The organism is Candidatus Enterococcus avicola, from assembly GCF_047470845.1.
GTDB classification, from domain to species: Bacteria; Bacillota; Bacilli; order Lactobacillales; family Enterococcaceae; genus Enterococcus_D; species Enterococcus_D casseliflavus.
In genome coordinates this window covers 63,590-85,404 of the sequence record NZ_JBLGTY010000015.1, presented here as the reverse complement: position 1 = coordinate 85,404, position 21,815 = coordinate 63,590, and the positions used below count along the sequence as shown (strand labels likewise).

The window sequence follows — 21,815 nt, the reverse complement described above, 5'->3', positions numbered from 1 at the left end:
CTTATTCTTCCCTTTGTCGAATCGTAAACTCTTTTTTGCCTTTTTTCACCGTGGTTGTTTCGGTTTTTTTGACGTTCTTTTCTTTTGGTTTACGATTTTTGATCGTTGGTTTGCTTTTTTTCTGCGGTACTGTGTCACGCTTTTCTTCTATATGGGCGTTTTGTTGTGTGTTTTGATTTTGATTGTTTTGGGTTGGCTTTTTCTTGCGTCGGCGAGAGGTACTTTTTTCTTTTTTGCCGCCAACTCGTTGGATCACGAAATAGGCACAACCGAAGTTACAATACTCATACAAATAGTCTTCCAGCATGTCGATACGCTGATCGGGTAATGCTTTGCGGTTATCTTTTTCAAAAAAGCCTTTCAAACGCAGCTGCTCATAACCCCAATCGCCTACAATATAATCATAACGTGCCAACACTTCACTGTAACGCTCGCCAAGTTTTTCTGGATTGAAGCCTTCACGATAATCCATGACCAATTTGTATTGTCGATTGCCAATCATTAATTCTTCATCATTTAACAAAGTCACCAACTCGCCTTTTTGCGGTTGTTTCGCTGGTTCTTCAATAATTTCTTCTAGTACAGATGTCATCTCATCTGTGATCGTTTGTTTTTCGGTCATTTTTTCACCACCTGCTGTTTATTATACCTTGTTTTATTCCCCAATGATAGTCGCGGTTTTCTCGCAAAATCCAGCTGGAGGAGTGACGAACTACTGGATGGGGTATTTCTGGCTCAGGTAATCACCGACCACTGTGCGAATAAAGTCTGGAAAAAGAAACTCAACGGTTCCAGCAATCTCGATCGTCGGGAAAAACGGAATAAACAAGTAGTGATCCACAAGGGTCAACGTGTAGCTTTGAGCAGGATCGACGGGCTCTTGTTTCCACAATACTTGGTGGTTTTTTTCATCAAAGCGGATGCCTTCATAAACCAGTTCGCCAAAAATCTTCCCTCGAAAACCCATTCCCATAATTGGGAAATTGCGCAAAAAGTTGCGATTTTTTTCCATCTCTAAGATCAATCGAATGACATCCGCGCCTTGCAGCGTCACCCGAATCAAATGCATCGGATGGGGTAAAATCGTGTGCAGTTGATCTTGATCGACCCGTCCTTGCGGCAAATCATCTAAAAATAGCCCCGTATTTAAGATGGCGGCATCCGTCTGTCCTTTGGCACATAATGCCAAAAGCGCCTCCCGAACCAAGGAATGTTCACTTTGCCAATCCCTCGTAAACGCTGCTGGAATTTCTGCCACCTGATTTGCCCGCAACAAGCGATGGCCGATCGACAGATATTCGGCGATCTCTTCCTCATCTTGCGGAAAAGCCACCAACGAATCCGTCGGAATCACACGGGCGCGATGCTTGATCGGGCGGTGGTGATCATCTAAGACCACTTCGACTTCGCCAATGTTAAAACCAAACTTGCCAGCTGCCCCAATTTGAACCCCGTTGATGACTTCGCCCTTTTCAAACAAATGGTGCGTGTGGGAACCTAATATAACATTTAGTTCTGGAAAGTCCCTCGCAATCTGGCGGTCAGCATTGATGCCTAGATGGCTCATCAAGACCAGCAGATCGACCTCGGGGCGCAAATGCTGCACCAATGAAGGTAAAATCTCCAAGGGTTCGCGAATGTCCCAGCCGTTTGGGGCATATGTCAGCGGAAACGGTGCTGTAAAAGCGATCAGACCGATTTTGGCGCCTTGATTGCTTTCCATGATTTTGTATTCTTGTGCCCATTTGGGTGGACGTAAATCCTGTTTATCAAATAAATTGCCTAAAATGACAGGAAATGCTGCTTGGTCATATAAATGCTGCAAGACCTCTTTGGGATTGCCGACCCCTTCATTGTTCCCAATCGTCACCGCATCGTAATGTCCTTGATTCATCAAATCGACATTCGCCTTGCCGTCAGTTGCTTCTGTCAAAGGATGCCAACGATCGACAAAGTCGCCTAAGTCGACTGCGATCACTGTCTCTTCGGTCGTATCCGCTTCTCGTTTTCTTTGATCCAAATAACGCCGCATCTTCGGCCAATGTTCTAGGTGGGAATGCAGATCGTTCGTATGGATAATCGTAATTTTTTCCATTGTGCGCCTCTTTTCAAATACGTCGCCTGAAATCACTATCCATTTCTCTTGGCATCAAGGGTTGCCAGTAGAAAGACGACGGAAGTCTCTACAAAATAAGCATAGCATAAAATCTCTGGGAAACCATTGGAATGCTTGGAAAAGAATGGAATAAATAGGCAGTCATTTGTCAAAAAGTACCGCCATGTTTTGCTCAATTGTTGGAATGATTTTTTTCCAAGCAAATACGATCCAAAATATATAGCACCAACATACGATCATACAATTATTGAGTAATTCTCGTTTATCGTATATACTGTATATACGATATAAGGAGGAGATGTAAAGTGAGTATTCAAGAACGAAAAATTAGAAAGAGCGGAAATTCAGTTGTTTTAACATTATCGAAAGAATTATTAGAAAAAATAGGAATTCAAGAAAATGATTACGTATTTGTTGATGAAGACAAATTAGCTGCTGCAATCACGAAAAAGTCATTACCTTCTGAGCAGGAACTTGAAATCAATCGTTTAATCGATCAATCTTTTTCTCAATATGAAGAGATGTATAAGGAGCTCGCAAATCATTGACAATCTACTTATCAGAAAAACAAATCATAAAAATGAATGTCGTGCTTATCAAAAGTCAAACACCAAATGAAGAGATCGGCTTGCGTGATCCATCTGGATTAGCCATGGCTGTAAAACAACCGCAACAAATCGTTTTTTCAAAAGAATTATATCCCTCAATGGAGGAAAAAGCTGCAATCCTTCTAATCAACTTAATCAAAAAACATCCCTTTCATAATGCCAATAAACGAATGGCTTTCATGGCAACGGATGTTTTTTTCAAGCTTAACCACTATGAAACTTTTTTCGAACAAAATCAAACGATTGCATTTCTGGTGCACATTGCGAAATATGACGAAAATAAATTTGATACTTTAAAACGATCAACCTCTGACTACCTTCGAAAATACACAAGAAAGTCGTAAAAAAGTAACTAGCTAATCAGCAATTCTTCACCTACAATCAAACAATCGTGATTCACTTTTTACTAGATTGGCTAAAAATTGATCATGAAAATTTATCAAAGAGAAGACTCAACTAAAGACTTTCAGACAATAAAAAAACCTAAGACAGTCTGTCTCAGGTTTGAATGATGATCGATTCAATTAGTACTACTGCTTTCTTCAATAGCAGGCAGTTTTTCAATCAGACACATGGAGAATCCTGCTTAGTGCTGCTTCCTTCCGGATCTGACACGCTTCACAAGACCTCCATTGTCCTAGCCTTTCGGCAAAACTTAGTATAACGTATTTCGTTAAAGATTGCCAGCCTTTTTTTGTTTTTTCTTTTCTCGTAATGCTCTGAAAAAATCTGTTAGCAGCTGGCCGCATGCTTCTTCTAAAATGCCGCCTTCCACATAGGACCAATGGTTGAAGCGCTCATCTTCCAATAAATTCATCAATGTACCAGCAGTGCCGCCTTTGGGATCGTAGGCACCAAAATACACTTCTTCCACCCGTGCCAATAACATCGCCCCACTACACATCGGGCATGGTTCCAAGGTCACAAACAGCTGCGCTTGTTCTAAGCGCCAACTTCCGACAGTGCGACAGGCTTCTTCGATCGCAAACATCTCCGCATGCGCTGCGGCTTGCTGCTGCGTTTCTCGTAGATTGTGCCCACGACCAATGATTTTACCATCCAAGACGACGACAGCACCGATCGGTACTTCTGCCAACCCTTCTGCTTTTCGAGCTTCTTTGATTGCTTCTTCCATAAAGAACGCTTTTTCCTCGGCAGTCAAGGTACTTGTTTTTTCCACGACTTCACTTTCACTCCTCTACCTCGCACCATTTCGTGCATTTCCTTGTTAGTATAACGAAAAACGCTTAGAAAGACGAGAAAAACTCGCAAAGACCGATGTCCCTGCGAGTTTCAAATGGAATGATTGGCTTAAAAGACGGAATCAACAAAGCTCGTCAACTTGTCTTTGACATGTTCTGTCGAATCTTTGATATTGTCTCCGTAAACAGAGATTTTGTTGCGGCCCTCATTGACTTTTTTCATCACACCTAACAACGAATCCAATTCATTGTCAGATAAGCCGTCTACGACATCCAGCAATTTTTCATTGCCGTTGAATTTGTCATCGACAAATTTCTTTACTTTGTGTCGGTTGCAAGCGAAGCGTACTTTATTGAATACTTTGTCTGATACAACGACGGCAGTAGTGATCCCAGCGATCGCTGCAATGCTTAATCCAATCGTTACTTTTGATGATGTTTTCATATCGATCAGCTCCCTTATTTTGCTACTTCCATCATAGCACGAGGACTGAAATAAAAACACTATTTCGTTTAAATCGCTTTGAATCTTAATCCTTTAGGAAAGAAGTTTTTCACGGTTCCTTGGACTTGTTTTCCAAAACCGACTGGGATCTCATCGACTGTCAAAATCACCCACCCAGCATTTCCTGGCACGCTCAAGGTTTCACCCGCCACATAATACTGCCATTGCGGCAAAGTGATCGGCACTGTCGGTGCCCCTTCTTCTGCATGGATCGCCAATGCCAACGCATAACTTGGCTCGATCCGATTCTTCTTAACGACGCCGACGTGCAAACCTGGGCGCATAAACTTGATCCCTTTTAAAGAAGGCATTTCTTCAGGAACGAGCCAGAGGTTTTCTCCTAGCAGCTGTGGCGTCGCATTCAGTGCCTGTAAAAAAGGAAATTCCTTGCGAAAGGCTTGCCACAACTTTTGAGTCGCTGCATCTAATGGGCTCTTGGCTGTCGCTCCTTTGCCTTTTTTCTTCTTTTTCACTGGCGCTGCTTCTGCTTGGGAGGTCAATTTCGCAGCGAAATGACCTTCTCCTTGGTTTAAATGCGGCCATAAGCGGATGGTTTTCTCAATCCCAGGTGCAGCTCCCCACTCCCTGCGCCCATGAGATACATTGTCCAAGTCGATCGCTTCGATCGTGAAGGGATACTCCTCCATTAACCAAGCCATCATCGCTTCGTTTTCTTCTGGGGCAAAGGTACAGGTGGAATAGATCAGCTGGCCCCCCGGTTTTAGCATCGTAACGGCTTGTGCCAAAATGTCTTTTTGCCGGATCGCACACTGATCAGGTGTTTCTGCTTGCCATTCTTCTAAGGCGACGGGATCTTTACGAAACATCCCTTCACCAGAACATGGGGCGTCCACTACGATCTTGTCAAAAAACTGAGGAAAATGGCGGCTCAATTCTTGTGGAGCCTGATTGGTGACGACTACATTCGGAAAGCCCCAACGCTCCACATTTTCTGATAGGATTTTGGCACGCTTCGGGAAAATCTCATTTGCTACAAGCAGCCCTTTTCCTTGTAATTGGCTTGCCAGCTGCGTTGTTTTGCCCCCTGGTGCCGCACATAAATCTAAGACCCGCTCCCCTGGTTGAGCGGCTGCGATCGTTGCTACGATCATCGCACTAGGTTCTTGGCTGTAGACATAGCCAGCTTGATGGAGCAGCGAACGGCCTTTGACTTCGCCAATATAAGCAGCTTCTGCATAGGGGGCAGGTACAGCGGCTGGTCCATATTTTGCCAGCATCGCTTGTGCGTGCGGCTTAGCAACATTCAAGCGAAAGCCTTTGACTGGCTGATTATCGGTCAAAGCGGTAAAAAAAGCTGGTGCTTCTTCTCCTAGCAACCGTTGGTATTTTTCAATAAATGGTGTTGGTAATTGCATACTTACCCCTCCTCGGCTTTTTTATTCTAGCGACTGAGAAGCAATTATGCAAGAATTCCTTGATCAAATGGCAAAAAAACTGCAGCAAAGTGAAGTGGGCGACTAATCGCTTCGACTTCTCTTTGCTGCAGACCTTTTTTATTTAAAAATCGCTTTTTTGACACTGCTTTCGATGAATGGCTGAGAGACACGGTTGTCCCAGAATTTGATCAGTGGGCCCACTAAAAAGGCACTGATGAAGGTTCCGATTCCAATAGGCCCGCCTGTGAAGAGCCCAATCAAGGCAAAGGCAACGTCTTGAATCACCCGCACCACTCGATAGTTGGCTTTCGTCTGATCGACGATGGTTGGGGCGATCGCGTCATAGGGGGCGCTGCCCAAATTCGCTGACATATAAAACGACGCACCGAAGGTAAAGAAGATGATCCCGATCAACAAGAACAAGCCTTGCTGCCACCAGTTATTTGGACCGACGGATAACCAATCAAAAACGTTGGTATAAAAGTCGATGAAGAATCCTGTCAGCACCATATTGATGACCGTCCCGATACCGATATGGCGACGGCCAAAGATAAAAATCAATACTAGGACAGCGATATTGATCATCAATTGATAGACCCCAAGGGATAACCCTAGCAGCTCGCCGACACCGATATTGGCTGCCGTGTATGGATCTAGTCCCACTCCGCCGACCCGCAGCAATGCCGCCCCGAATCCTAAAATGGCGACACCAATCAACGCATAAAGCGAGCGTAATCCTGTTTCTTTTTTCATTAAAATTTCCCCTTTTTTCTCATCTGTTCTTTCAAGTATAACGAGAAAAAAGGAAAATGGGAATTTCAACGCTTCACAGGGCTCTTTGTAGGGATACGATCTGGCTTCGTCCATCTCCTTTGCTTCTATTTTGCTTCCATTGAAAAGCCCGCAACAACCATTGCGATTGCGTATCTTGATTTTCGGTTCCTACAGATATGCGTGCCTCGTCCATTACTCGGGCTTCACTGGAACCATCACTTCAAATATCTGCAATTCTTTTTGGGCGGTAAAGACTTCATCTTGCCATAACAATTCCCAAACATCGCCATCGATCTTTAACTGATTCTCTTTTAGAAAGGCTTGGATGCGATGGGTAAAAGCAGCAATTTGCTCCTCTCCCTCACTGACAAACCCAGACACATACGTGCCAGTAGGACGCGTGATGATCAGCTTTTCAGGATAGAGATGCAGCCGATCTTGGGGAATCAAGATCAGTGCCCGATAAGGCGATGCGTGAAAGGTCTGATCCTCTAATGTCGTTCCAGCACTTAAAAAGCCGATGGGGTAGCCACTGAAGGCATCTTTATAATCCACTAGCGGATAAAAACGGGCGTACACTTGATAAGCAGATTCTGGATCATCGCCAGCGATCTCTTCGGAAACGATAAACGCCTCTGCTTCGTGGTGCGCTATCGTAAAGGTCTCAAAATCGGCTTTCTGTACTTTTTCATAGCGCTGGATGTAGCGATCGAAGGTTCGTTCCAATTCTTGCAGCGCAGCGATTTTGGCACGAACTTCTCCTCGCCGTTCCACAAGTTCCTTTTGCGTGTATTCAGGGTTGCGGTTTTTCAAAAATTGTCGAATGTCTTGCAAGGGCATGTCTAAAGAACGCAAGAGCAAAATCACGTCTAACTCAAGGCATTGTTCAAAGCCGTAGTAGCGATAGCCGTTTTCTCCAATCGAATGCGGTTTGAATAAATCGATCTGATCGTAATAAATCAATGTGCGCCGACTCACGCCAGCATAAGCGGACATCTCACTGATGGTCAATTGTTTTTTCAAAAAAATTTCACTCCTTGCTTGACTGTAACGTAACGTTACAGTTTATTCTACCATAGAACGACATTTTTGGAGGGAAATCATGAAACAATTACAGTTATTTTATAAAGAAGAACGACGCTTCTTTTTCAGTTTATTTCTTTTGATGCTGGTCCAATCCTTCGGCACACTCTTGTTGCCGTATTTTTTGGCAAAAATCATTGATGAAGGGATCTTGAAAGTCGACACGACAGCCATTTGGCACAATGGCTGGTGGATGTTTGCCATTGCCATCGGCACCGTGATCGTCTCTGTAGGCGGTAGTTATTTATCTGCCCACCTTTCAGGAAAATTCGGGCATTTTTTGCGGATGCGCCTTTTCAAAAAAACACAAGAACTCTCTGTATCCGCTGTTGATGGCTATGGTACGCCCACTTTGCTGGCACGTACCACCAGCGACATCAACAACATCCAACAAATTTTGATGATGGCGCTGCAAATGATTTTGCCAGCCCCAATGATCGTCGCTGCTTCAATTTTTCTAACCGGCACCGTCTCTTTACGGATGATTTGGGTCCCAATCGTCGCGATCCTATGTTTTTCAATGATCGCTTATGGAGTGATTCGCAAAGCGATCCCATTATCACAAATCACGCAAAAACTAGTCGATAAAATGATGCGGATCTTACGAGAAACCTTTACTGGCGCTCGGGTGATTCGAGCATTCGACAAAGCTGCTTACGAAAAAGAACGGACAGATCAAACACTGACGGAATATGCGAAAACCATGATCCAAGTCAATCGCCTCTTTGCTGTCTTGAATCCGACCGTCAATTTAGTAATGGGACTCTCGATTTCGACTATCCTTGTCTACGGCGGCTATCAAAGTCTGCAGGGCCACCTTGCTATTGGTAGTATTACTGCCATCATCGAATACACGATCCTGAGTCTCTGGTTTTTGACTATGGCAGCGATGGTGATCGTGATGGTGCCTAAAGGCTTGACTTCCTTGCAACGGATCACAGAAGTTTTGGAAGAACCAATTGATTTGATCGACGGTGACCAAACCTTAAACAAGACTGCCGTGTCAGAAACGATCGCAGCTTTCAATCACGTGCAGTTTACGTATGAAGGCGCCGAAGAACCTGTCTTAGAAGATATCAGCTTTGAGATCCACCGAGGCAAAACGACAGCGATCGTTGGCGGAACTGGCTCTGGCAAAAGCACCATCGCCAAAGCGCTGTTGCGTTTCAAAGATGTGACTGCTGGTTCGATCACGCTTTTTGGCCGCAACATCAAAGAGATCTCTCAAGCCGAATTACGGGACCAAATTAGTTATGTCCCGCAAAAAGCGCTCTTGCTTAGCGGCACGATTCAAGAAACCTTGCGTTTCGGCAATCGTCCAGCAACCCGTGAGGCGATGGCAAAAGCCGCTGAAGTTGCTCAAGCCAAGTCATTTATTGAAGGCTTGCCTGAAGGTTATGAAAGTCCGGTTGCTCAAAAAGGCAGCAATTTCTCTGGCGGTCAAAAGCAACGACTGAGTATTGCCCGAGCGCTGACAAAGCCAGCAGAAATCTACTTCTTTGACGACAGTTTTTCTGCTTTGGATTATCAAACAGACGCCAATTTGCGGCGTGCATTGAAAGAATACACGAAAGATGCCGCCGTCATTATCGTGGCTCAGCGGGTATCGACCGTCAAAAATGCCGATCAAATCATTGTCTTGGATAACGGCAAAATGGTCGGTAAAGGAACCCACGAAGAATTATTACGCAATTGCCAAACTTATCAAGAGTTTGCCTCATCTCAAGGAATGGGAGGAATGAAGGATGAGTAAACAACCAATGGATACCCCAAAAAACATGAAACATACAAGCCGACGTTTGCTGCGTTTGCTGATGGAACAAAAAGCCCGCTTTCTACTGATTATCGCTTCCGCCTTGTTCTTTTCCTTACTAATGTCCATCGCCCCTTTGATCTTGGGGCGTGGACTGGATAATCTGATTGCCTTGTTTCAACAAGAAGGCTGGCAGATCAATGATTTTTGGCAAAGTATTTTAGGTCCAGTCGTCCTTTTAGCGGGAACGTGGCTTTTGATCAGTCTCTTTTCCTTGCTGCAAGAGTATACGATGGCCAGTGTCAGTGAAACCCTGACCTTGACTTTACGCAAACAAATCAGTGACAAATTCAATCGCCTGCCTATCAGTTTTTACGACAAACATCATACTGGCGATATTTTAAGCCGAGTGATTCTCGATTTAGATAAAGTATCCGAGGTCTTACAAGTCGGTTTGATGCAGCTGATCACCGCAACCATCAGCATTACCTTCGGCTTGATCGCCATGCTTTATCTCAGCCCATTACTGACGATCGGCGTGGTCCTGATTTTGCTTTTGAGTGCTTTTGTGACTACCGTTCTCGCACGAAAAAACTTGAGCTACTTTACCAAAAACCAAGAAACATTAGGTGCAGTCAGCAGTCGTGCGGAAGAGTTTTATACCGCAAATCCGCTGATCAAATCCTACAACCAACAAGTTGCCGTTGAAGCGGAAATGGCGGAATTGAGTGAAGCCCAATTTAAAGCCTTTCGAAAAGCACAGTTCGTCAGTGCAGCTATCAATCCTTTCGTGCGCTTTATCAATCAAATCGGCTTTATCTTAAGCGCCATCGTTGGTGGTCTGATGGTGTTGCAAGGGCAATTATCCATTGGTCTCGTACAAGCCTATCTGCAATACATCAACCAAGTGTCTGAACCGATCACGCAAGCCTCTTATATTATGAACACCTTGCAAAGTGCCTTAGCATCTCTCGAACGAATTTTTGAGATCCTTGATTATCCTGAAGAAGAAACTGCGACCCAACAACTGCCAGTTCCACAAACTATCAAAGGAAAAATCGATTTTCAACACGTCTCCTTTGGCTACAGAAAGGAAAAACTCTTGATGGAAAACGTCGAATTTTCCGTCAAACCAAAACAAACGGTCGCGATCGTTGGACCAACAGGTGCTGGAAAAACCACCATGATCAATCTTTTGATGCGCTTTTATCCATTGAATGGTGGGAAGATCTTGCTGGACGATCAAGACATGATGTCCTTTTCGGCACCAGCAGTACGAAAAAAATTCGGTATGGTGCTGCAAGATACGTGGCTATTCCAAGGAACCATCGCTGAAAATATCGCTTATGGCAATCCCGATGCCACTCGAGAAGACATCTTGGCTGCCGCCAAAGCCGCCCAATGCGACCACTTCGTGCGGACCCTGCCCAACGGTTACGATACCGTCATTGGTTCCGAAAGCGAACTGTCACAAGGACAACAACAATTGTTGACGATCGCTCGGGCGATTTTAGCAGACCCAACGATTCTGATCCTCGATGAAGCCACCTCCAGTGTCGACACGCGGACGGAACAAATGATCCAAACGGCGATGGATCGTTTGACCCAAGGACGGACCAGCTTTATCATCGCCCATCGTCTTTCTACCATCAAAAACGCTGACTTGATTCTAGTGATGAAAGACGGCTCCGTCGTCGAAAAAGGCTCCCATATAGAATTATTGGCACAAGATTCCCTTTACGCCCAACTATATAACAGCCAGTTTGCAACAGCTTGATGAAAAAAGACAACGTGATTCTGCTGGGCTCCCCGTCAAGTGGACAATGAAATAGAATAAAATTATTTTGACGACTGTCTACCGAAATTCGGTAGGCAGTTTTTATGTTTTTTACTTTGTTTAACCTCAACTTTGCTCGACTGGCCTCCTTCTTGGTTAAGCGGATTTATTCTATTCGCTTGTCCAAGAGGGGGAGTGATTAAGCTACCATTAATAATTCTTGATGAAATTGGCTCGGTGTTTTGCTCTTCAAACATCGTTGATAGCGACCATTGTTATAATAGTTCATGTATTTCTCGATCATTTCAACGAGACTTTCTCTACTGATAAACTTTCGCCGATAATATTTTTCTCGCTTAAGCATTCCCCAGAAGCCTTCCATTGGACCATTATCGGTACAACGGGCGACACGAGACATGTGTGCAACATCAGAAGTGGCGACATAAGGATCATAGGTGGTGACCTGCAGAGTGTTCTTTTGTTTCAGTCTTTTGGCGATCTCAACAGCTGGACTTTCTCTGGCATCGTCGATGTTGCCCTTATACGCCAACCCTAGGACCGCGATCTTGTTTCCACCATGGATCGCTAAGATCTCTTCGACTTTTTTTATAATGAATTCAGGCATCTCTGTATTGATCATCCGCCCCAACCGGATCAACTTCGCGTCTTCAGGTGCTGCCGCCACCACAAAATATGGATCAACCGCTAAGCAATGGCCGCCGACACCAGGTCCTGGTTGATGGATATTGACCCGTGGATGCTGATTGGCTAACGCAATCACTTGGAGTGCATCAATGTTTAGGCGATCCCCAATTTGGACCAATTCATTGGCTAGTGCAATGTTCAAGTCCCGATAGGTGTTTTCCATCAATTTCGATAGCTCAGCGATACTTGCAGAAGTCTCCAGCACGTTTCCTTTGACGAAGGTCTGATAAATGCGTTTGCCTTGTTGGGTACAAGCACTCGTCATGCCACCAATGATTCGGTTGTTCATCACCAGCTCTTCAAAGATTTTTCCTGGCAAAACACGCTCTGGGCAATGCAGCAAATAGAGATCTTCTCCAATGGTATAGCCTGCTTTTTCAAAAAATGGTCCAACGATGTCTTCCATCGTACGGGGCTGAATGGTCGATTCAACAATGACTGTATTGCCTTTTTCAAGATAAGGTAAGATGGCAGCCATCGCCGCTTTCACGTAAGACAAGTCGCAACTACCAAACTGATCAGCGATATTTGGCGTTGGTACGGCAATGATAAAGGCATCCGCTTTTTCTGGTACCAACTGTGCGTGGAAGGTCTTTTTCGCTAAAGCTTGTGCTAGATAACGATCAATGTCAGGTTCTTCGATGGGTGCCTGACCTGCTTGAAGTGATTGAACGACTGTTTCTGACACATCTACCCCAACGACTTCAATCCCATGGTTTGCAAAAGTAAGTGCTGTGGGTAGCCCAATATACCCCAATCCAATAACGTTTATTTTCATTCGCTCTTAACATCCCATTCTGCTAATTTTTCTTCACCAGGTTTATAAATCAGTTTTTTCGCCACTTGTCCCTCTTCTAAAGCAAAGGAAACTTGTCCTGTGATGGTTTCACCTACAGCGATCTCATTGCCAAACATCGCCATGGTATGATCAAGTTCAAGAAGGCCTCCCTCTTCAGTTTCTAAAAGAAAATCAATCGAACCTAGACCTGCGGCAACTGAGCCCATGTTTTCTGCTGTGATGGTAAATGTATGTAAAACTTGTTCCCCATCTTCTGTTTTCTTATGGTTGATTTCTTGTTTGTCGATGATGATCTTTAATCCACCAATGATCGATTGCGGCTCGGCATTGCTTTGGTCCGTGATTTGTTCAATTGGTTCGCTGCCTTGGGTAGTATCCGTCTTTCATGTTCTCCGGTTAATGATGCTTGTACGAATTCATCCTTCCTCATCAGGTAGTTTGTCCTAGAAAGTCTCCGCATTTTCTTCTGAGCCAATCACCGTTGCTAGTATGGAGAACATTGTCCGATGACTGATCAATAACAAACCTGTGACTTCATCACGAAATTAGTTATTCATAAGTCACCCCTGCTTCTCTATTCTTTCGTACGTTAAAGATTCATTTCACTTTTTATCACGCATCCTTTCTTACTCCCTCAAAAAAAATCTGTCTTAGACCTTATCGAAACAACCTATTCGATAAAAACTCACTAAATATCATATATAAGCTCTAAAAAAAGATGTTTTTTTGACGAAAATTTATTGTTTTAATCGAGGTTAAATTTAACACGGTTGCTCATCGAGCAATAAATCAAGATTTGCAAACCTGTGTGAATAAATTGATTTTCATTTTCTTTTCAAATAAGGCATTTTGAAAGTTTGTGCAAAAAAAAGCGTTATAAAAAAAGACGATTCCTTATGATTTAAAAAGGATCGTCCATTTTTGTTATTACCTGTAACCACTTGACTCAATAAGAAGGATACAAGGTTTCTGCCTACTCATTCTTAGCATTGACAGAAACATTTTTACCAACAGTTGCCTTCAATAAAATGCTTCTTTTCTATAAAAAAATGTCCGAAAAAAAGCAAAATAAAAGAAATTCGTTGTAATTTTACACATCTTCTAAAAAAATTCATTTTTCTTTGGTATTCTAAATATAGATCTGCGTATCATTAGATTTACGTTGCCCGTTAGTGAAGTTTCAGGCAACGTTTCTTTATGGGGGATAGATAAAAAATGGAAGAGAAAAAGATTTTTGAGAAGCGGTGGTTATTAGCTACCAGTGAACAACGAGAGAAATACCATGCCTTGATTGCCTCTTACCCTTCAATCGAATGGACATTTAAAGAAAAAAGCTACCTTTTATGGCTTTGTCAGTTAGATAGTGATACGTTCAAAACCTTTGAAGCGATTTTTGATAAACTAGTAAATGCCAACTAATTATTTGAGCATAGGCTGTTCTTTCACCAAAACAACCCAATCTTTTGGTATTCAGGAACAGTGGGCATATTTTCAGATAACTCCCTTTTTTATTAGACAAACGAATAAAAGCCGCACCCGTCGATCGTGACGGTTGCGGCTTTTCTATTTGATCTATCCACCCATGTCCTCGTCATGCTGTGTTGCAACACATGTATCAGGTTGTGGGAACGCTTAACGCTTGCCCTAACTGAGGATCGATTTTTTCAATCACTCGTAGCCAGTCTTGATGATCGGGGATTGCTTTGAGTAAAAGAGAATCAGTCGATAAGATGAACTCTGATAAATACTCACTATAATTCGTGACCACAAGATCAATGGCATTTTCCTTCAAATAATCGCTCGTCAATTCATTGATTTTTGGAAAGAATACCCGATGATCATTGCCGACATAACGCAAAAAGCGCGCACGGATCGTGTGACAGGCATAGAGATCACCTTCTATTATCAACGCAATCCGTTTGACTTTTTGTGCATAAAGCTCCCTAATTGCTTCACTGTAAAGGGTCAGTGCGGCACAAATATCTGACAGATACTCCTGTCTGATCCTTAGAATCGCTTGGTGCTGCTTCATAAATGCCAGATTTTTTTGATAAGCAGCAGAACCATGCTTTTGCGCTTCATTTTTTACTTCTGTTAGCAAATGATTTAAAACGGGCGCCAGCTGCTCATTGATTTTCTTTGACAGGAAAAAGGCGTGGATCATCGTCTGGACCTGTTGAGGCTCTTGAAAGGAAATGCCCCATTCTTGCACGAAGCGCTGACTCAGTTCTTCGAGTTCAGGATACAGCCCAAACGCTGCAACGAATTGCTGCTCTTTTTCAGGCTCGGTCAAAGTCCGTTTCATCACGGTCACTAAATAAAGCCACATCATTTCTTGTTGCGGTAGTCTTACTCGGTATAGCGCTTCGATTTTAGGCGCTAAGTTCTTCATTATCGCAAACGCCTCATGCGTTTCGACGATTGCTGCCAACGATCGAGGAATCTGAACGGTCTTTCCCAGTTGATAGCGCTTGATCGCAATATACAAACTATAATAAAAATCACTCGGAGAAACGCCTGTATTCACCAGCGCTGTGGGAATTTTTGAGAAGGCATCACTGACTAACGCGATCAGTTCTTTGGGGGGCAAGAGCGTATGCGGGGTGACATCTGATTCATAATAAAAATCTTTAAAAAACTTGCGAATATTGGCTTCTGATCCACTCAAATTCACCGGTTGCAAGATCCACTCCAAATGATACTTTCGTAACGTCGCAGAAGCGGTATTCAAATAACGACGCATCGTACTTTCTGATACATATAAGCGCTGCGCCCACTCTTCAACCGAACAGAATTCCCCGTGGAAAATGGCTTCCACGATTTGATACATGCCTTCTTCTGCAACAAGCTCCTTTTTTTGAGACAAGTATCTTTTCGGATCAGTTTCCCTAAAATGATAGCCATTGGCTTCAAGAGTAAATTCCGCTGCCTCCTGCAGATAGGTTTTCAATTCCTTGATGTCAGAGCTGATCGTCCGTTGGGTCACATCAAGCTTGTTGGCTAAACTTGCGATGGAACAAGTCCGTTCTCGCTCAAAGGTATTTAACATTTGAAGCCATCGAACGGTCGTTTTGTTTAGCATAAAATTTAACTGCAATTCTCTCATTTTGCCCTCCGTGTTTCTCCTTCACCGACTGGTTTCTTTTCTATAGTACAATATTTGCGTCTATAAAAAAACCTTCCTATTTCCCAAATTTACTTAAGTTGGTGTTAGAATATGTACTTAAGTGAACAAACAAGGTATTCTCTATGTAGACTCTTTTTGTGCAACTGGAGGAATTTGTATGACAAATATGGTTTATGGATACGCCCGTGTATCCACAAGACAACAGGATCTCTCTCGTCAATTGGATTTACTTGACCGGTATGAATGCAACAAAATTTATACTGAAAAGATCAGTGGTGTACGCGCAAATCGTCCTGAATTAAATAAACTAAAAAAACGAGTGAAAGAAAACGATAAAATCATTATTGAAAGTTTCTCGCGGCTAGGAAGAAGTACCAAAGACCTGATTGATCTCGTCTACTTTTTTGAAAAGAAAGGTGTAAAAGTCATCAGTATTAAAGAAAATTTTGATACACAAACCCCTCAAGGAAAATTAATGATGACTGTTTTCCAAGCCTTCAGCCAATTCGAACGAGACATCATCGTTGAACGGACCAAAGAAGGCTTAGAATCCGCACGTGCTAGAGGAAATATTGGCGGTCGTCCACGAATCGATCCCGCACTGATCCAATACGCATTGCACCTTTATCAAAAGGAAGGAAAAGCCGTTGTGGATATCTGTGCCCAAACAGGCTTAAAGCGCTCGACTTTTTATCGCTATCTTAGTCTGGAGAAGGATAAGGTCATTTCATAAATACACGTGCTGGCTGAACTGAGTACTTTCGGCTGCTCACTATATAAAAAACAGGACGAACATTGCTGATGTTTGTGATTGCTTAAAGATCGATATTTGTTCTCTTAAAGCAATTCATCCAGCTTGTTCGTCCTATATGTTTTATTCTTCTGGCTCTTCTGTTGATCCTATTGTTGTTTTCTCCATGATTTCTTACGGTACAAGAACACCAGTCCGCCGATTAAGAATAGGATCCCTGTCACAGTTAGCGAGACACTGCTTGTTTCTCCTGTATTCATGCTTCCTGTTGAATCTCGGTGGAGTCTATTGATGGTGTTTGCTGCTTTGTTTGTTGTGTTTCTGTTGCCTGAGCGATCGGCCATGTGCTTGGAAAGGTTGTCCCTAAAATCAGCATCCCTACTAAAGCGCTCTTACTTATAATTACGCGTTTTTTCATTTTCATTTTTTCTCCTTTTTCTTTTCCCCAACGTTATTCACACTTATCTTTGTACCAATCAATCCAAGCGTTTTAGGTCTGCAACTGGCAAGGTTGCTTTTTCTAAAAAAGCTGTTTTCAATGACTGCTTCACACTCGATGAAACATGCGGCGCACCATTAACATGAAATCCGCCAATTTTCAAGGGATAAGACTTCTTGATTGGCGCAGAGTATTATATAATTTACTTAAAACGAGCGTAATTTCAATGGATAGGTGGTGACTTCAATGTTAGAAAATTTATCTATCAACTTGCATCGGGACAAAGCATTTTCTCGACAAGTAAAAATCTTACAAGTGCTAAATGCTGCACCAACAGGGTATCATCCACAAGAATTAGCGACATTACTAGGGCTATCTTTGCCTACAGTTACCAAAGAGCTGAGTATTTTAAGTGACAGTTTGCCAAAGGAACTGGTCAAGATCACACTCTCAGAAACGAACATCGTCTCGATCGCTTATGCGCCGAACGCTTCCATCAATTCTACCATTCAATACCTGGGGATGGAAACGCTGGAGTTTAAAATCATGACGAGTATTATTGATAATAAAAAATACTCTATTCACCGAGCAACGATTGAATTCGGTTATTCTCGCAGTCATCTTTTACGGACGATCAGCTACATGAACAAGTCGTTGCAAACCTATTCTGTAACTATTGCCACGAATCATCTTGACTTTATTGGTACCGAAGCGGACATCCGATTTTGTCTGTTCGTCTTTTTTTCTGCTTATGGCGATAGCACGATTTTAGATAAGGATAGTCCCGCGGATGCCCGCCTACTGGTCCAAAAAGCCAAGGAAGCCAACAAGAAAGATTTGCATTACAGCCATTACCGACTGGCTCTGTGGCTAAGTATCGCCAAGCGTAGGTGGCGCTATTCTTACTTTTTGACCTTGCCGCCGTCTTTAGAACGCAATCTATTGGAGAAAGAACGCTTCGCTATTTTCTCAGAAATATTAAACGAACATTACTTGAAAAAATACCGAATCATCCACTTGCCGCAACAAGAGCTTCTTTGGATCTTTGTCAATGCGCTCCACTGTCTTTCCTATAGTACGATGGACATCAACGGCGAAAGCGATGCGGATTACATTTTTCACCATACAGAAAGACCAGAAATTATTGCAGAAGCGGCTGCCTTTTTAGAGAAATCTGGCGTCGCTATTCCACCTGCAGCCGCCCACAAGATCATCGCTTATCTCGTAAATCTTCGCCTGCTGACGATGATTTCTGCCAATTATGAGTTTGCTGATCCGCAGATCAAAGCCTTTGTTGAAACGACATTCAAGACGGATTACCTTGCTTGGAATGAGTGGTTGAAACCTTTCAACGATCAAAGCCGCTTCTTTTCCTTTACTCACTTGGAACATATCGCAGTCACATTGACTTTGTTAAGCGAGTTAGCGCCTAATCCCCAGCTGAAAAAACACCTCAAAGTAGCCTTTGCTTTTCAAGGCGGTGCTGGATTAGATGCTTTCTTAGCTGCATCAACGGAATTATTTAAAAACGACCATACAGAAATCAGTTACTTTTTTGAAGTGGCTCCTGATGAACAAGAATTGATCCATCGGGAAATAGATTTGATCGTCAGCAATTTTGACTTGCATCTGAAAAGCAACACCAAATTTCAGCAACTACGCATTTCCAATGTCCCCACCCTTTCGGACTGGACGATCATCCACAAAACGATTGAACAGCTGATTCAGCCAAGAATCACACCGATTCGTTGACCTAAGCAAACTGACGGCCTTCTTGAAGGAAGCGCCGCCAGTTTTTCATTGCGCGGTTTGCTATTTTGCCCTTTCCTAAGTATCCATTTTTCTTTTCTCTTAGCGTGTCTATTTTTTTCACATCAGAAAAAAATCAGACCTTTTTTGCAAGATTCCTTTCCTAATAAACGCTTTTCCATTCAAGCGCAGCGGAGAAAGCCACTGTCTTGTTTTCGTGTGCTGTTCGTAATCCCTGAAAAGTTGCCTGCTTCGTGAATTTTTAATGAAAGAAATTTTAGCGGCTACTCTTAGCCCCAACTGTGAGAAGCGTTATTTTAAAAGCAAAGAAACATGCGATCAAAACAGACTGCATGTTTTAAATAACTTTTGTATCTATTTTTTTTATTTACTAGAAAAAAAAGAAATTTTCTCCCCGCTCCTTTTTTGTATAATAGGTAAAAAGAGAGGGGAACAAACGTGGATTTTATCAAGGAGCTGCAATCCTTCAAAACAATCGTCGAGGAAGGTACGTTTACTAGAGCTGCCGCCAAACTAAACTATGCCCAGTCGACCGTTACGAACCATATCAAAAAGTTAGAAGACGAATTAGAAGTAGCGTTATTTTTGGAAGGAAAAAGCAATGTATTGACCTTGGAAGGCGAATTGTTGAAACAGGAAGTACCCGAACTGATTGCCCACTGGGAGCGGGTCAAAGAACAGTTGATCAATGCTTCCCATACGGTCGAGTATTCGTTGCGGATGGGCATCCTTCAACCCTATGACATTTTGGTTTTGCCTGCACTGCTTCACGATTTTTCGCAGCACTATCCAAAAATAAACTTCGAGATCGTCGTGGGCTCAACACTAGAATTAGCCAATGCACTAAATGAAAACCGAATTGATTTCGCCTTATGCTCACTTCCTCACGAGAAACATTTTGCTTACGAGGAATTGTTTCAAGAAGAGCTTTGCTGCATTACGTCAATCTCAAACCCATTAATCATCAATGAGCTAGCCGACCTTGAAGGGAGCCATCTCTATCGTTCCAATTCTGACTGTCCAGCTCGCACAAAAATTGAAAGCTATCTTGACAATCAGGTTCCTTCGATCCATTGGGAGTCTGTCAGCAATATCAGTACGATTCCTTACTTGATCGAACGAACTGGATACTGCAGTCTGATCCCTCGTTCCATCATTGAGCAAACTCATGCTCGAGTAAAAATCGTCTCGCTTCCTTTGCCTGATCCCCACATGTCGATCGGCTTATTGTCAAAACATCCACTGATGCTTTCTCCCAGCATCACAAAAAATTTTGTCGTCGAGCTAAAAATGCGCTTACTATCTTTGTTATAAAACGGTTTTAATCCGCATTGATTTTTATGCAATGATGCTTTTTACGGAAATATGATGACAGTCATTTTGTAAACCTCGTCACAGCGGGTAACAAAAGAGCTGCACCAAGTCTTCACGTATTAAAGACTTGGTGCAGCAAGGTTTTTGAATTCGCTTACGGTTATAAAGTTACAAGATAGTATCTTTTTTTCTCGATTCGATTTTTTGTTATCATTTTACTTTTTTTATGCAACCTGATACGATTATTCATGTAAATCGAATAAAAATCAGAAAAGATGTCGTTATTCTTAACATTTCCGATTTTTTCTCCGATTGTAAAAAATAGAAACGTTTTTTCATTATTTATAAAGTATACTCAATTTTGAAGCGACGAGTTCTCAAGAAACTGAGGCTTGTACCCCGCAGGGCAAAGTCTTTGGGTAGTTATTGCTCAAGGAAGCTGTTTTTGCAATTGTCAGAAAAAATAGACGATGAGAAAAGGAGGAAAAACCATGTTTATCATTGAAGCGATCTTCAGCTTTCTAAGAGACGCATTAGGTGTGATCCTAGCTATTCTCTTAGGGACGCTTTGCTTGTCAATGGTGGTCAATTTGATCGTTATCGTTGTAAAAAACACCTATTCAAAATTTAAAAAGAATTATTAACGAATCGCTATCTTCTAATAGATAGCTTTTTTAGATAGTTTTTTCAATGGTTTTTTCGACCTCTCAGGTCTCTTTTTTGCCTTTGTAGTATCTTTTTTCAAACTCAATCCAAGACTTGCTGAATTCATGGTTAGAAAAGGCACTTTTTAAACCTGAACGCTGCTTAAAGCGAAAGACCTCTTCGCGGTCCATCCCCAATTCCTTGGCAATTCGTTCATCCGACCACTCGTTAGCCACCAACTGCTGCACGATGTTTCCCATCTTCTCGATGCCATGGGTACCACGTGCTCGATTGTGGCGAATCGTTGAAGCAATGCGATTCTCAAAAGGCTTATCGATCACCGTGACTGGAACACTTGGCAATTCCAAGCGGTCTTTTGCTACGATGTACCGATGAAACCCATCGATCAAAATATACTTATCCTGCTCCTTATCGTGGTAACAAACCAATGGCTGCGTAAAGCCATCTTCTCGAATCGACAGTTCCAGTAAATCCATTTCTGGAGCAGCCACGGTGTTGGGATTATACGTATTCGCGTGAATCTTGCTGACTGGGATCAGCTTCGCCGCTAACACTGGAAAATCGATATCGCTCATGAGGGACTACACTCCTTTTTAGAAATGAATAATTTTTTGTTTGTCGATAGACCGCAAACCCTTTTGACTCCAAAAGGGCAATTTCACTAGGCTGGTTACTAGAAGCGAGAATCTCTGCTTCTGGGTAGTTGCGGCTGATATCCACCAGCATTTTCCGTAAAAGAAATTTTTTAAATTGAGCGGCTGGATCTTTTTCATAAAATTCCCCTAGCTCCACTTTGTTGGCGCCTTTTTCATAATAAGAAAAAGCAGTCACCCGTTTTTCGTCATCAAGAATCACGTACCAGTAGCAGTTCTCATCATTGACTAAGTACGGAAATTGCTGCTGATACACCCGTTCCGCAAAAAAAGCCCCCATCAATTGATAGAATTGACTTTTCTTATACGGTGGAAAAAATAAAACCAATCGTTCGTTCACAAAACCCTTCCTCTCTAAGGACGCACTCGTCCATCG

25 protein-coding genes and 1 other RNA gene are annotated in these 21,815 nt (G+C 42.7%); 9 read left to right on the top strand and 17 right to left on the bottom strand.

Annotation, left to right across the window (positions count from 1 at the left end; translation table 11 throughout):
• Window position 1 precedes the first annotated feature (1 nt).
• Together ACI3E5_RS12645 and ACI3E5_RS12640 are read right to left on the bottom strand one after the other, a co-directional pair.
• Window positions 2–622 carry a YutD family protein gene (locus ACI3E5_RS12645; protein WP_015509029.1) on the bottom strand — a complete coding sequence of 207 codons (621 nt, stop codon included), beginning with the start codon at window positions 620–622 and terminating at the stop codon, window positions 2–4.
• A gap of 90 nt (window positions 623–712) precedes the next feature.
• A complete protein-coding gene (locus ACI3E5_RS12640) occupies window positions 713–2,095 on the bottom strand; it encodes a bifunctional metallophosphatase/5'-nucleotidase (protein ID WP_142965084.1) in 1,383 nt (460 codons plus the stop codon).
• A gap of 326 nt (window positions 2,096–2,421) precedes the next feature.
• Here ACI3E5_RS12640 and ACI3E5_RS12635 point away from each other — a divergent pair, with 326 nt between their 5' ends.
• Window positions 2,422–2,664, top strand: a complete 243-nt coding sequence (locus ACI3E5_RS12635; RefSeq protein ID WP_005227642.1) for an AbrB/MazE/SpoVT family DNA-binding domain-containing protein — start codon at window positions 2,422–2,424, stop codon at window positions 2,662–2,664.
• Window positions 2,661–3,068, top strand: a complete 408-nt coding sequence (locus ACI3E5_RS12630) for a type II toxin-antitoxin system death-on-curing family toxin (RefSeq protein ID WP_096742248.1) — start codon at window positions 2,661–2,663, stop codon at window positions 3,066–3,068. The genes ACI3E5_RS12635 and ACI3E5_RS12630 overlap by 4 nt, the downstream gene beginning before the upstream one ends.
• Window positions 3,069–3,281: 213 nt before the next feature.
• Here ACI3E5_RS12630 and ffs read toward each other — a convergent pair.
• The 6 genes from ffs to ACI3E5_RS12600 form a co-directional block, all read right to left on the bottom strand.
• Window positions 3,282–3,368: signal recognition particle sRNA small type (gene ffs, locus ACI3E5_RS12625), an RNA gene on the bottom strand.
• A 29-nt stretch (window positions 3,369–3,397) separates the two neighbouring features.
• Window positions 3,398–3,904, bottom strand: coding sequence for a tRNA adenosine(34) deaminase TadA (gene tadA / locus ACI3E5_RS12620; RefSeq protein WP_015509027.1), 507 nt, complete (start codon window positions 3,902–3,904; stop codon window positions 3,398–3,400).
• 131 nt (window positions 3,905–4,035) lie between these two features.
• Window positions 4,036–4,371, bottom strand: coding sequence for a hypothetical protein (locus ACI3E5_RS12615; RefSeq protein ID WP_005227636.1), 336 nt, complete (start codon window positions 4,369–4,371; stop codon window positions 4,036–4,038).
• 68 nt (window positions 4,372–4,439) lie between these two features.
• Entirely contained in the window at window positions 4,440–5,807 is a 1,368-nt protein-coding gene (locus tag ACI3E5_RS12610; protein WP_096742247.1) for an RsmB/NOP family class I SAM-dependent RNA methyltransferase, read from the bottom strand.
• Window positions 5,808–5,945: 138 nt separating this feature from the next.
• Window positions 5,946–6,581, bottom strand: coding sequence for a YczE/YyaS/YitT family protein (locus ACI3E5_RS12605; protein WP_010748831.1), 636 nt, complete (start codon window positions 6,579–6,581; stop codon window positions 5,946–5,948).
• Window positions 6,582–6,794: 213 nt separating this feature from the next.
• Window positions 6,795–7,598 carry a MerR family transcriptional regulator gene (locus ACI3E5_RS12600; RefSeq protein ID WP_096742867.1) on the bottom strand — a complete coding sequence of 268 codons (804 nt, stop codon included), beginning with the start codon at window positions 7,596–7,598 and terminating at the stop codon, window positions 6,795–6,797.
• Window positions 7,599–7,704: 106 nt separating this feature from the next.
• Between ACI3E5_RS12600 and ACI3E5_RS12595 the strand changes: the two genes are divergently transcribed.
• Both ACI3E5_RS12595 and ACI3E5_RS12590 read left to right on the top strand, forming a co-directional pair.
• Complete coding sequence (locus ACI3E5_RS12595) at window positions 7,705–9,438, top strand: ABC transporter ATP-binding protein (protein ID WP_096742246.1); 1,734 nt, start codon at window positions 7,705–7,707, stop codon at window positions 9,436–9,438.
• Complete coding sequence (locus ACI3E5_RS12590) at window positions 9,431–11,215, top strand: ABC transporter ATP-binding protein (RefSeq protein WP_142965083.1); 1,785 nt, start codon at window positions 9,431–9,433, stop codon at window positions 11,213–11,215. The genes ACI3E5_RS12595 and ACI3E5_RS12590 overlap by 8 nt, the downstream gene beginning before the upstream one ends.
• Window positions 11,216–11,414: 199 nt before the next feature.
• Here ACI3E5_RS12590 and ACI3E5_RS12585 read toward each other — a convergent pair whose 3' ends face one another.
• From ACI3E5_RS12585 to ACI3E5_RS12575, 3 genes are all read right to left on the bottom strand, one after another.
• Window positions 11,415–12,698 carry a nucleotide sugar dehydrogenase gene (locus ACI3E5_RS12585; RefSeq protein WP_142965082.1) on the bottom strand — a complete coding sequence of 428 codons (1,284 nt, stop codon included), beginning with the start codon at window positions 12,696–12,698 and terminating at the stop codon, window positions 11,415–11,417.
• Complete coding sequence (locus tag ACI3E5_RS12580; RefSeq protein WP_244323214.1) at window positions 12,695–12,925, bottom strand: hypothetical protein; 231 nt, start codon at window positions 12,923–12,925, stop codon at window positions 12,695–12,697. The genes ACI3E5_RS12585 and ACI3E5_RS12580 overlap by 4 nt, the downstream gene beginning before the upstream one ends.
• 89 nt (window positions 12,926–13,014) lie before the next feature.
• Window positions 13,015–13,149 carry a hypothetical protein gene (locus ACI3E5_RS12575; RefSeq protein ID WP_260611253.1) on the bottom strand — a complete coding sequence of 45 codons (135 nt, stop codon included), beginning with the start codon at window positions 13,147–13,149 and terminating at the stop codon, window positions 13,015–13,017.
• A 785-nt stretch (window positions 13,150–13,934) separates the two neighbouring features.
• Here ACI3E5_RS12575 and ACI3E5_RS12570 point away from each other — a divergent pair.
• Window positions 13,935–14,138 (top strand): hypothetical protein, encoded by a 204-nt coding sequence (locus ACI3E5_RS12570; protein WP_005232004.1) that lies wholly within the window; start codon window positions 13,935–13,937, stop codon window positions 14,136–14,138.
• A gap of 196 nt (window positions 14,139–14,334) precedes the next feature.
• Here ACI3E5_RS12570 and ACI3E5_RS12565 read toward each other — a convergent pair whose 3' ends face one another.
• Window positions 14,335–15,825: an AcpB/EbpR/MafR family transcriptional regulator gene (locus ACI3E5_RS12565; RefSeq protein WP_142965081.1), complete on the bottom strand. Its 1,491-nt coding sequence runs from the start codon at window positions 15,823–15,825 to the stop codon at window positions 14,335–14,337.
• 178 nt (window positions 15,826–16,003) lie between these two features.
• On the opposite strand from ACI3E5_RS12565, the gene ACI3E5_RS12560 reads away from it, so the two are divergent.
• On the top strand, window positions 16,004–16,579 hold the full coding sequence (locus ACI3E5_RS12560; RefSeq protein ID WP_142965080.1) for a recombinase family protein: 576 nt from the start codon (window positions 16,004–16,006) through the stop codon (window positions 16,577–16,579).
• A 167-nt stretch (window positions 16,580–16,746) separates the two neighbouring features.
• Here the strand turns inward: ACI3E5_RS12560 and ACI3E5_RS12555 are convergent, their stop codons facing one another.
• From ACI3E5_RS12555 to ACI3E5_RS12545, 3 genes are read right to left on the bottom strand one after another with little or no spacing between them, the layout of a single operon-like run.
• Window positions 16,747–16,857 carry an LPXTG cell wall anchor domain-containing protein gene (locus ACI3E5_RS12555; protein WP_015508984.1) on the bottom strand — a complete coding sequence of 37 codons (111 nt, stop codon included), beginning with the start codon at window positions 16,855–16,857 and terminating at the stop codon, window positions 16,747–16,749.
• Window positions 16,854–17,015 carry a hypothetical protein gene (locus tag ACI3E5_RS12550; RefSeq protein ID WP_238534484.1) on the bottom strand — a complete coding sequence of 54 codons (162 nt, stop codon included), beginning with the start codon at window positions 17,013–17,015 and terminating at the stop codon, window positions 16,854–16,856. The genes ACI3E5_RS12555 and ACI3E5_RS12550 overlap by 4 nt, the downstream gene beginning before the upstream one ends.
• Window positions 17,016–17,073: 58 nt before the next feature.
• On the bottom strand, window positions 17,074–17,199 hold the full coding sequence (locus tag ACI3E5_RS12545; RefSeq protein WP_276526194.1) for a hypothetical protein: 126 nt from the start codon (window positions 17,197–17,199) through the stop codon (window positions 17,074–17,076).
• Between the two features lie 83 nt (window positions 17,200–17,282).
• Here ACI3E5_RS12545 and ACI3E5_RS12540 point away from each other — a divergent pair, with 83 nt between their 5' ends.
• The 3 genes from ACI3E5_RS12540 to ACI3E5_RS12530 all read left to right on the top strand — a co-directional run bounded on the left by ACI3E5_RS12540 (window position 17,283) and on the right by ACI3E5_RS12530 (window position 20,764).
• Window positions 17,283–18,788, top strand: a complete 1,506-nt coding sequence (locus tag ACI3E5_RS12540; RefSeq protein WP_498821804.1) for an AcpB/EbpR/MafR family transcriptional regulator — start codon at window positions 17,283–17,285, stop codon at window positions 18,786–18,788.
• A gap of 456 nt (window positions 18,789–19,244) precedes the next feature.
• A complete protein-coding gene (locus ACI3E5_RS12535) occupies window positions 19,245–20,120 on the top strand; it encodes a LysR family transcriptional regulator (RefSeq protein WP_142973069.1) in 876 nt (291 codons plus the stop codon).
• Between the two features lie 491 nt (window positions 20,121–20,611).
• Window positions 20,612–20,764 (top strand): hypothetical protein, encoded by a 153-nt coding sequence (locus ACI3E5_RS12530; protein ID WP_010748814.1) that lies wholly within the window; start codon window positions 20,612–20,614, stop codon window positions 20,762–20,764.
• A gap of 63 nt (window positions 20,765–20,827) precedes the next feature.
• On the opposite strand, the gene ACI3E5_RS12525 is transcribed toward ACI3E5_RS12530, so the two are convergent.
• Both ACI3E5_RS12525 and ACI3E5_RS12520 read right to left on the bottom strand, forming a co-directional pair.
• Complete coding sequence (locus ACI3E5_RS12525) at window positions 20,828–21,361, bottom strand: IbrB-like domain-containing protein (protein ID WP_005227576.1); 534 nt, start codon at window positions 21,359–21,361, stop codon at window positions 20,828–20,830.
• Window positions 21,288–21,779 carry a hypothetical protein gene (locus ACI3E5_RS12520; protein ID WP_005227570.1) on the bottom strand — a complete coding sequence of 164 codons (492 nt, stop codon included), beginning with the start codon at window positions 21,777–21,779 and terminating at the stop codon, window positions 21,288–21,290. The genes ACI3E5_RS12525 and ACI3E5_RS12520 overlap by 74 nt, the downstream gene beginning before the upstream one ends.
• Window positions 21,780–21,815 lie beyond the last annotated feature (36 nt).

What these genes read in the sequence shown, in the direction of transcription:
- ACI3E5_RS12645 (WP_015509029.1), bottom strand. Translation starts at nt 622, where the DNA reads ATGACCGAAAAACAAACGATCACAGATGAGATGACATCTGTACTAGAA.
- ACI3E5_RS12640 (WP_142965084.1), bottom strand. Translation starts at nt 2,095, where the DNA reads ATGGAAAAAATTACGATTATCCATACGAACGATCTGCATTCCCACCTA.
- ACI3E5_RS12615 (WP_005227636.1), bottom strand. Translation starts at nt 4,371, where the DNA reads ATGAAAACATCATCAAAAGTAACGATTGGATTAAGCATTGCAGCGATC.
- ACI3E5_RS12610 (WP_096742247.1), bottom strand. Translation starts at nt 5,807, where the DNA reads ATGCAATTACCAACACCATTTATTGAAAAATACCAACGGTTGCTAGGA.
- ACI3E5_RS12605 (WP_010748831.1), bottom strand. Translation starts at nt 6,581, where the DNA reads ATGAAAAAAGAAACAGGATTACGCTCGCTTTATGCGTTGATTGGTGTC.
- ACI3E5_RS12600 (WP_096742867.1), bottom strand. Translation starts at nt 7,598, where the DNA reads ATGTCCGCTTATGCTGGCGTGAGTCGGCGCACATTGATTTATTACGAT.
- ACI3E5_RS12595 (WP_096742246.1), top strand. Translation starts at nt 7,705, where the DNA reads ATGAAACAATTACAGTTATTTTATAAAGAAGAACGACGCTTCTTTTTC.
- ACI3E5_RS12590 (WP_142965083.1), top strand. Translation starts at nt 9,431, where the DNA reads ATGAGTAAACAACCAATGGATACCCCAAAAAACATGAAACATACAAGC.
- ACI3E5_RS12585 (WP_142965082.1), bottom strand. Translation starts at nt 12,698, where the DNA reads ATGAAAATAAACGTTATTGGATTGGGGTATATTGGGCTACCCACAGCA.
- ACI3E5_RS12580 (WP_244323214.1), bottom strand. Translation starts at nt 12,925, where the DNA reads ATGGGCTCAGTTGCCGCAGGTCTAGGTTCGATTGATTTTCTTTTAGAA.
- ACI3E5_RS12575 (WP_260611253.1), bottom strand. Translation starts at nt 13,149, where the DNA reads ATGAGGAAGGATGAATTCGTACAAGCATCATTAACCGGAGAACATGAA.
- ACI3E5_RS12570 (WP_005232004.1), top strand. Translation starts at nt 13,935, where the DNA reads ATGGAAGAGAAAAAGATTTTTGAGAAGCGGTGGTTATTAGCTACCAGT.
- ACI3E5_RS12565 (WP_142965081.1), bottom strand. Translation starts at nt 15,825, where the DNA reads ATGAGAGAATTGCAGTTAAATTTTATGCTAAACAAAACGACCGTTCGA.
- ACI3E5_RS12560 (WP_142965080.1), top strand. Translation starts at nt 16,004, where the DNA reads ATGACAAATATGGTTTATGGATACGCCCGTGTATCCACAAGACAACAG.
- ACI3E5_RS12555 (WP_015508984.1), bottom strand. Translation starts at nt 16,857, where the DNA reads ATGAATACAGGAGAAACAAGCAGTGTCTCGCTAACTGTGACAGGGATC.
- ACI3E5_RS12550 (WP_238534484.1), bottom strand. Translation starts at nt 17,015, where the DNA reads ATGAAAAAACGCGTAATTATAAGTAAGAGCGCTTTAGTAGGGATGCTG.
- ACI3E5_RS12540 (WP_498821804.1), top strand. Translation starts at nt 17,283, where the DNA reads ATGTTAGAAAATTTATCTATCAACTTGCATCGGGACAAAGCATTTTCT.
- ACI3E5_RS12530 (WP_010748814.1), top strand. Translation starts at nt 20,612, where the DNA reads ATGTTTATCATTGAAGCGATCTTCAGCTTTCTAAGAGACGCATTAGGT.
- ACI3E5_RS12525 (WP_005227576.1), bottom strand. Translation starts at nt 21,361, where the DNA reads ATGAGCGATATCGATTTTCCAGTGTTAGCGGCGAAGCTGATCCCAGTC.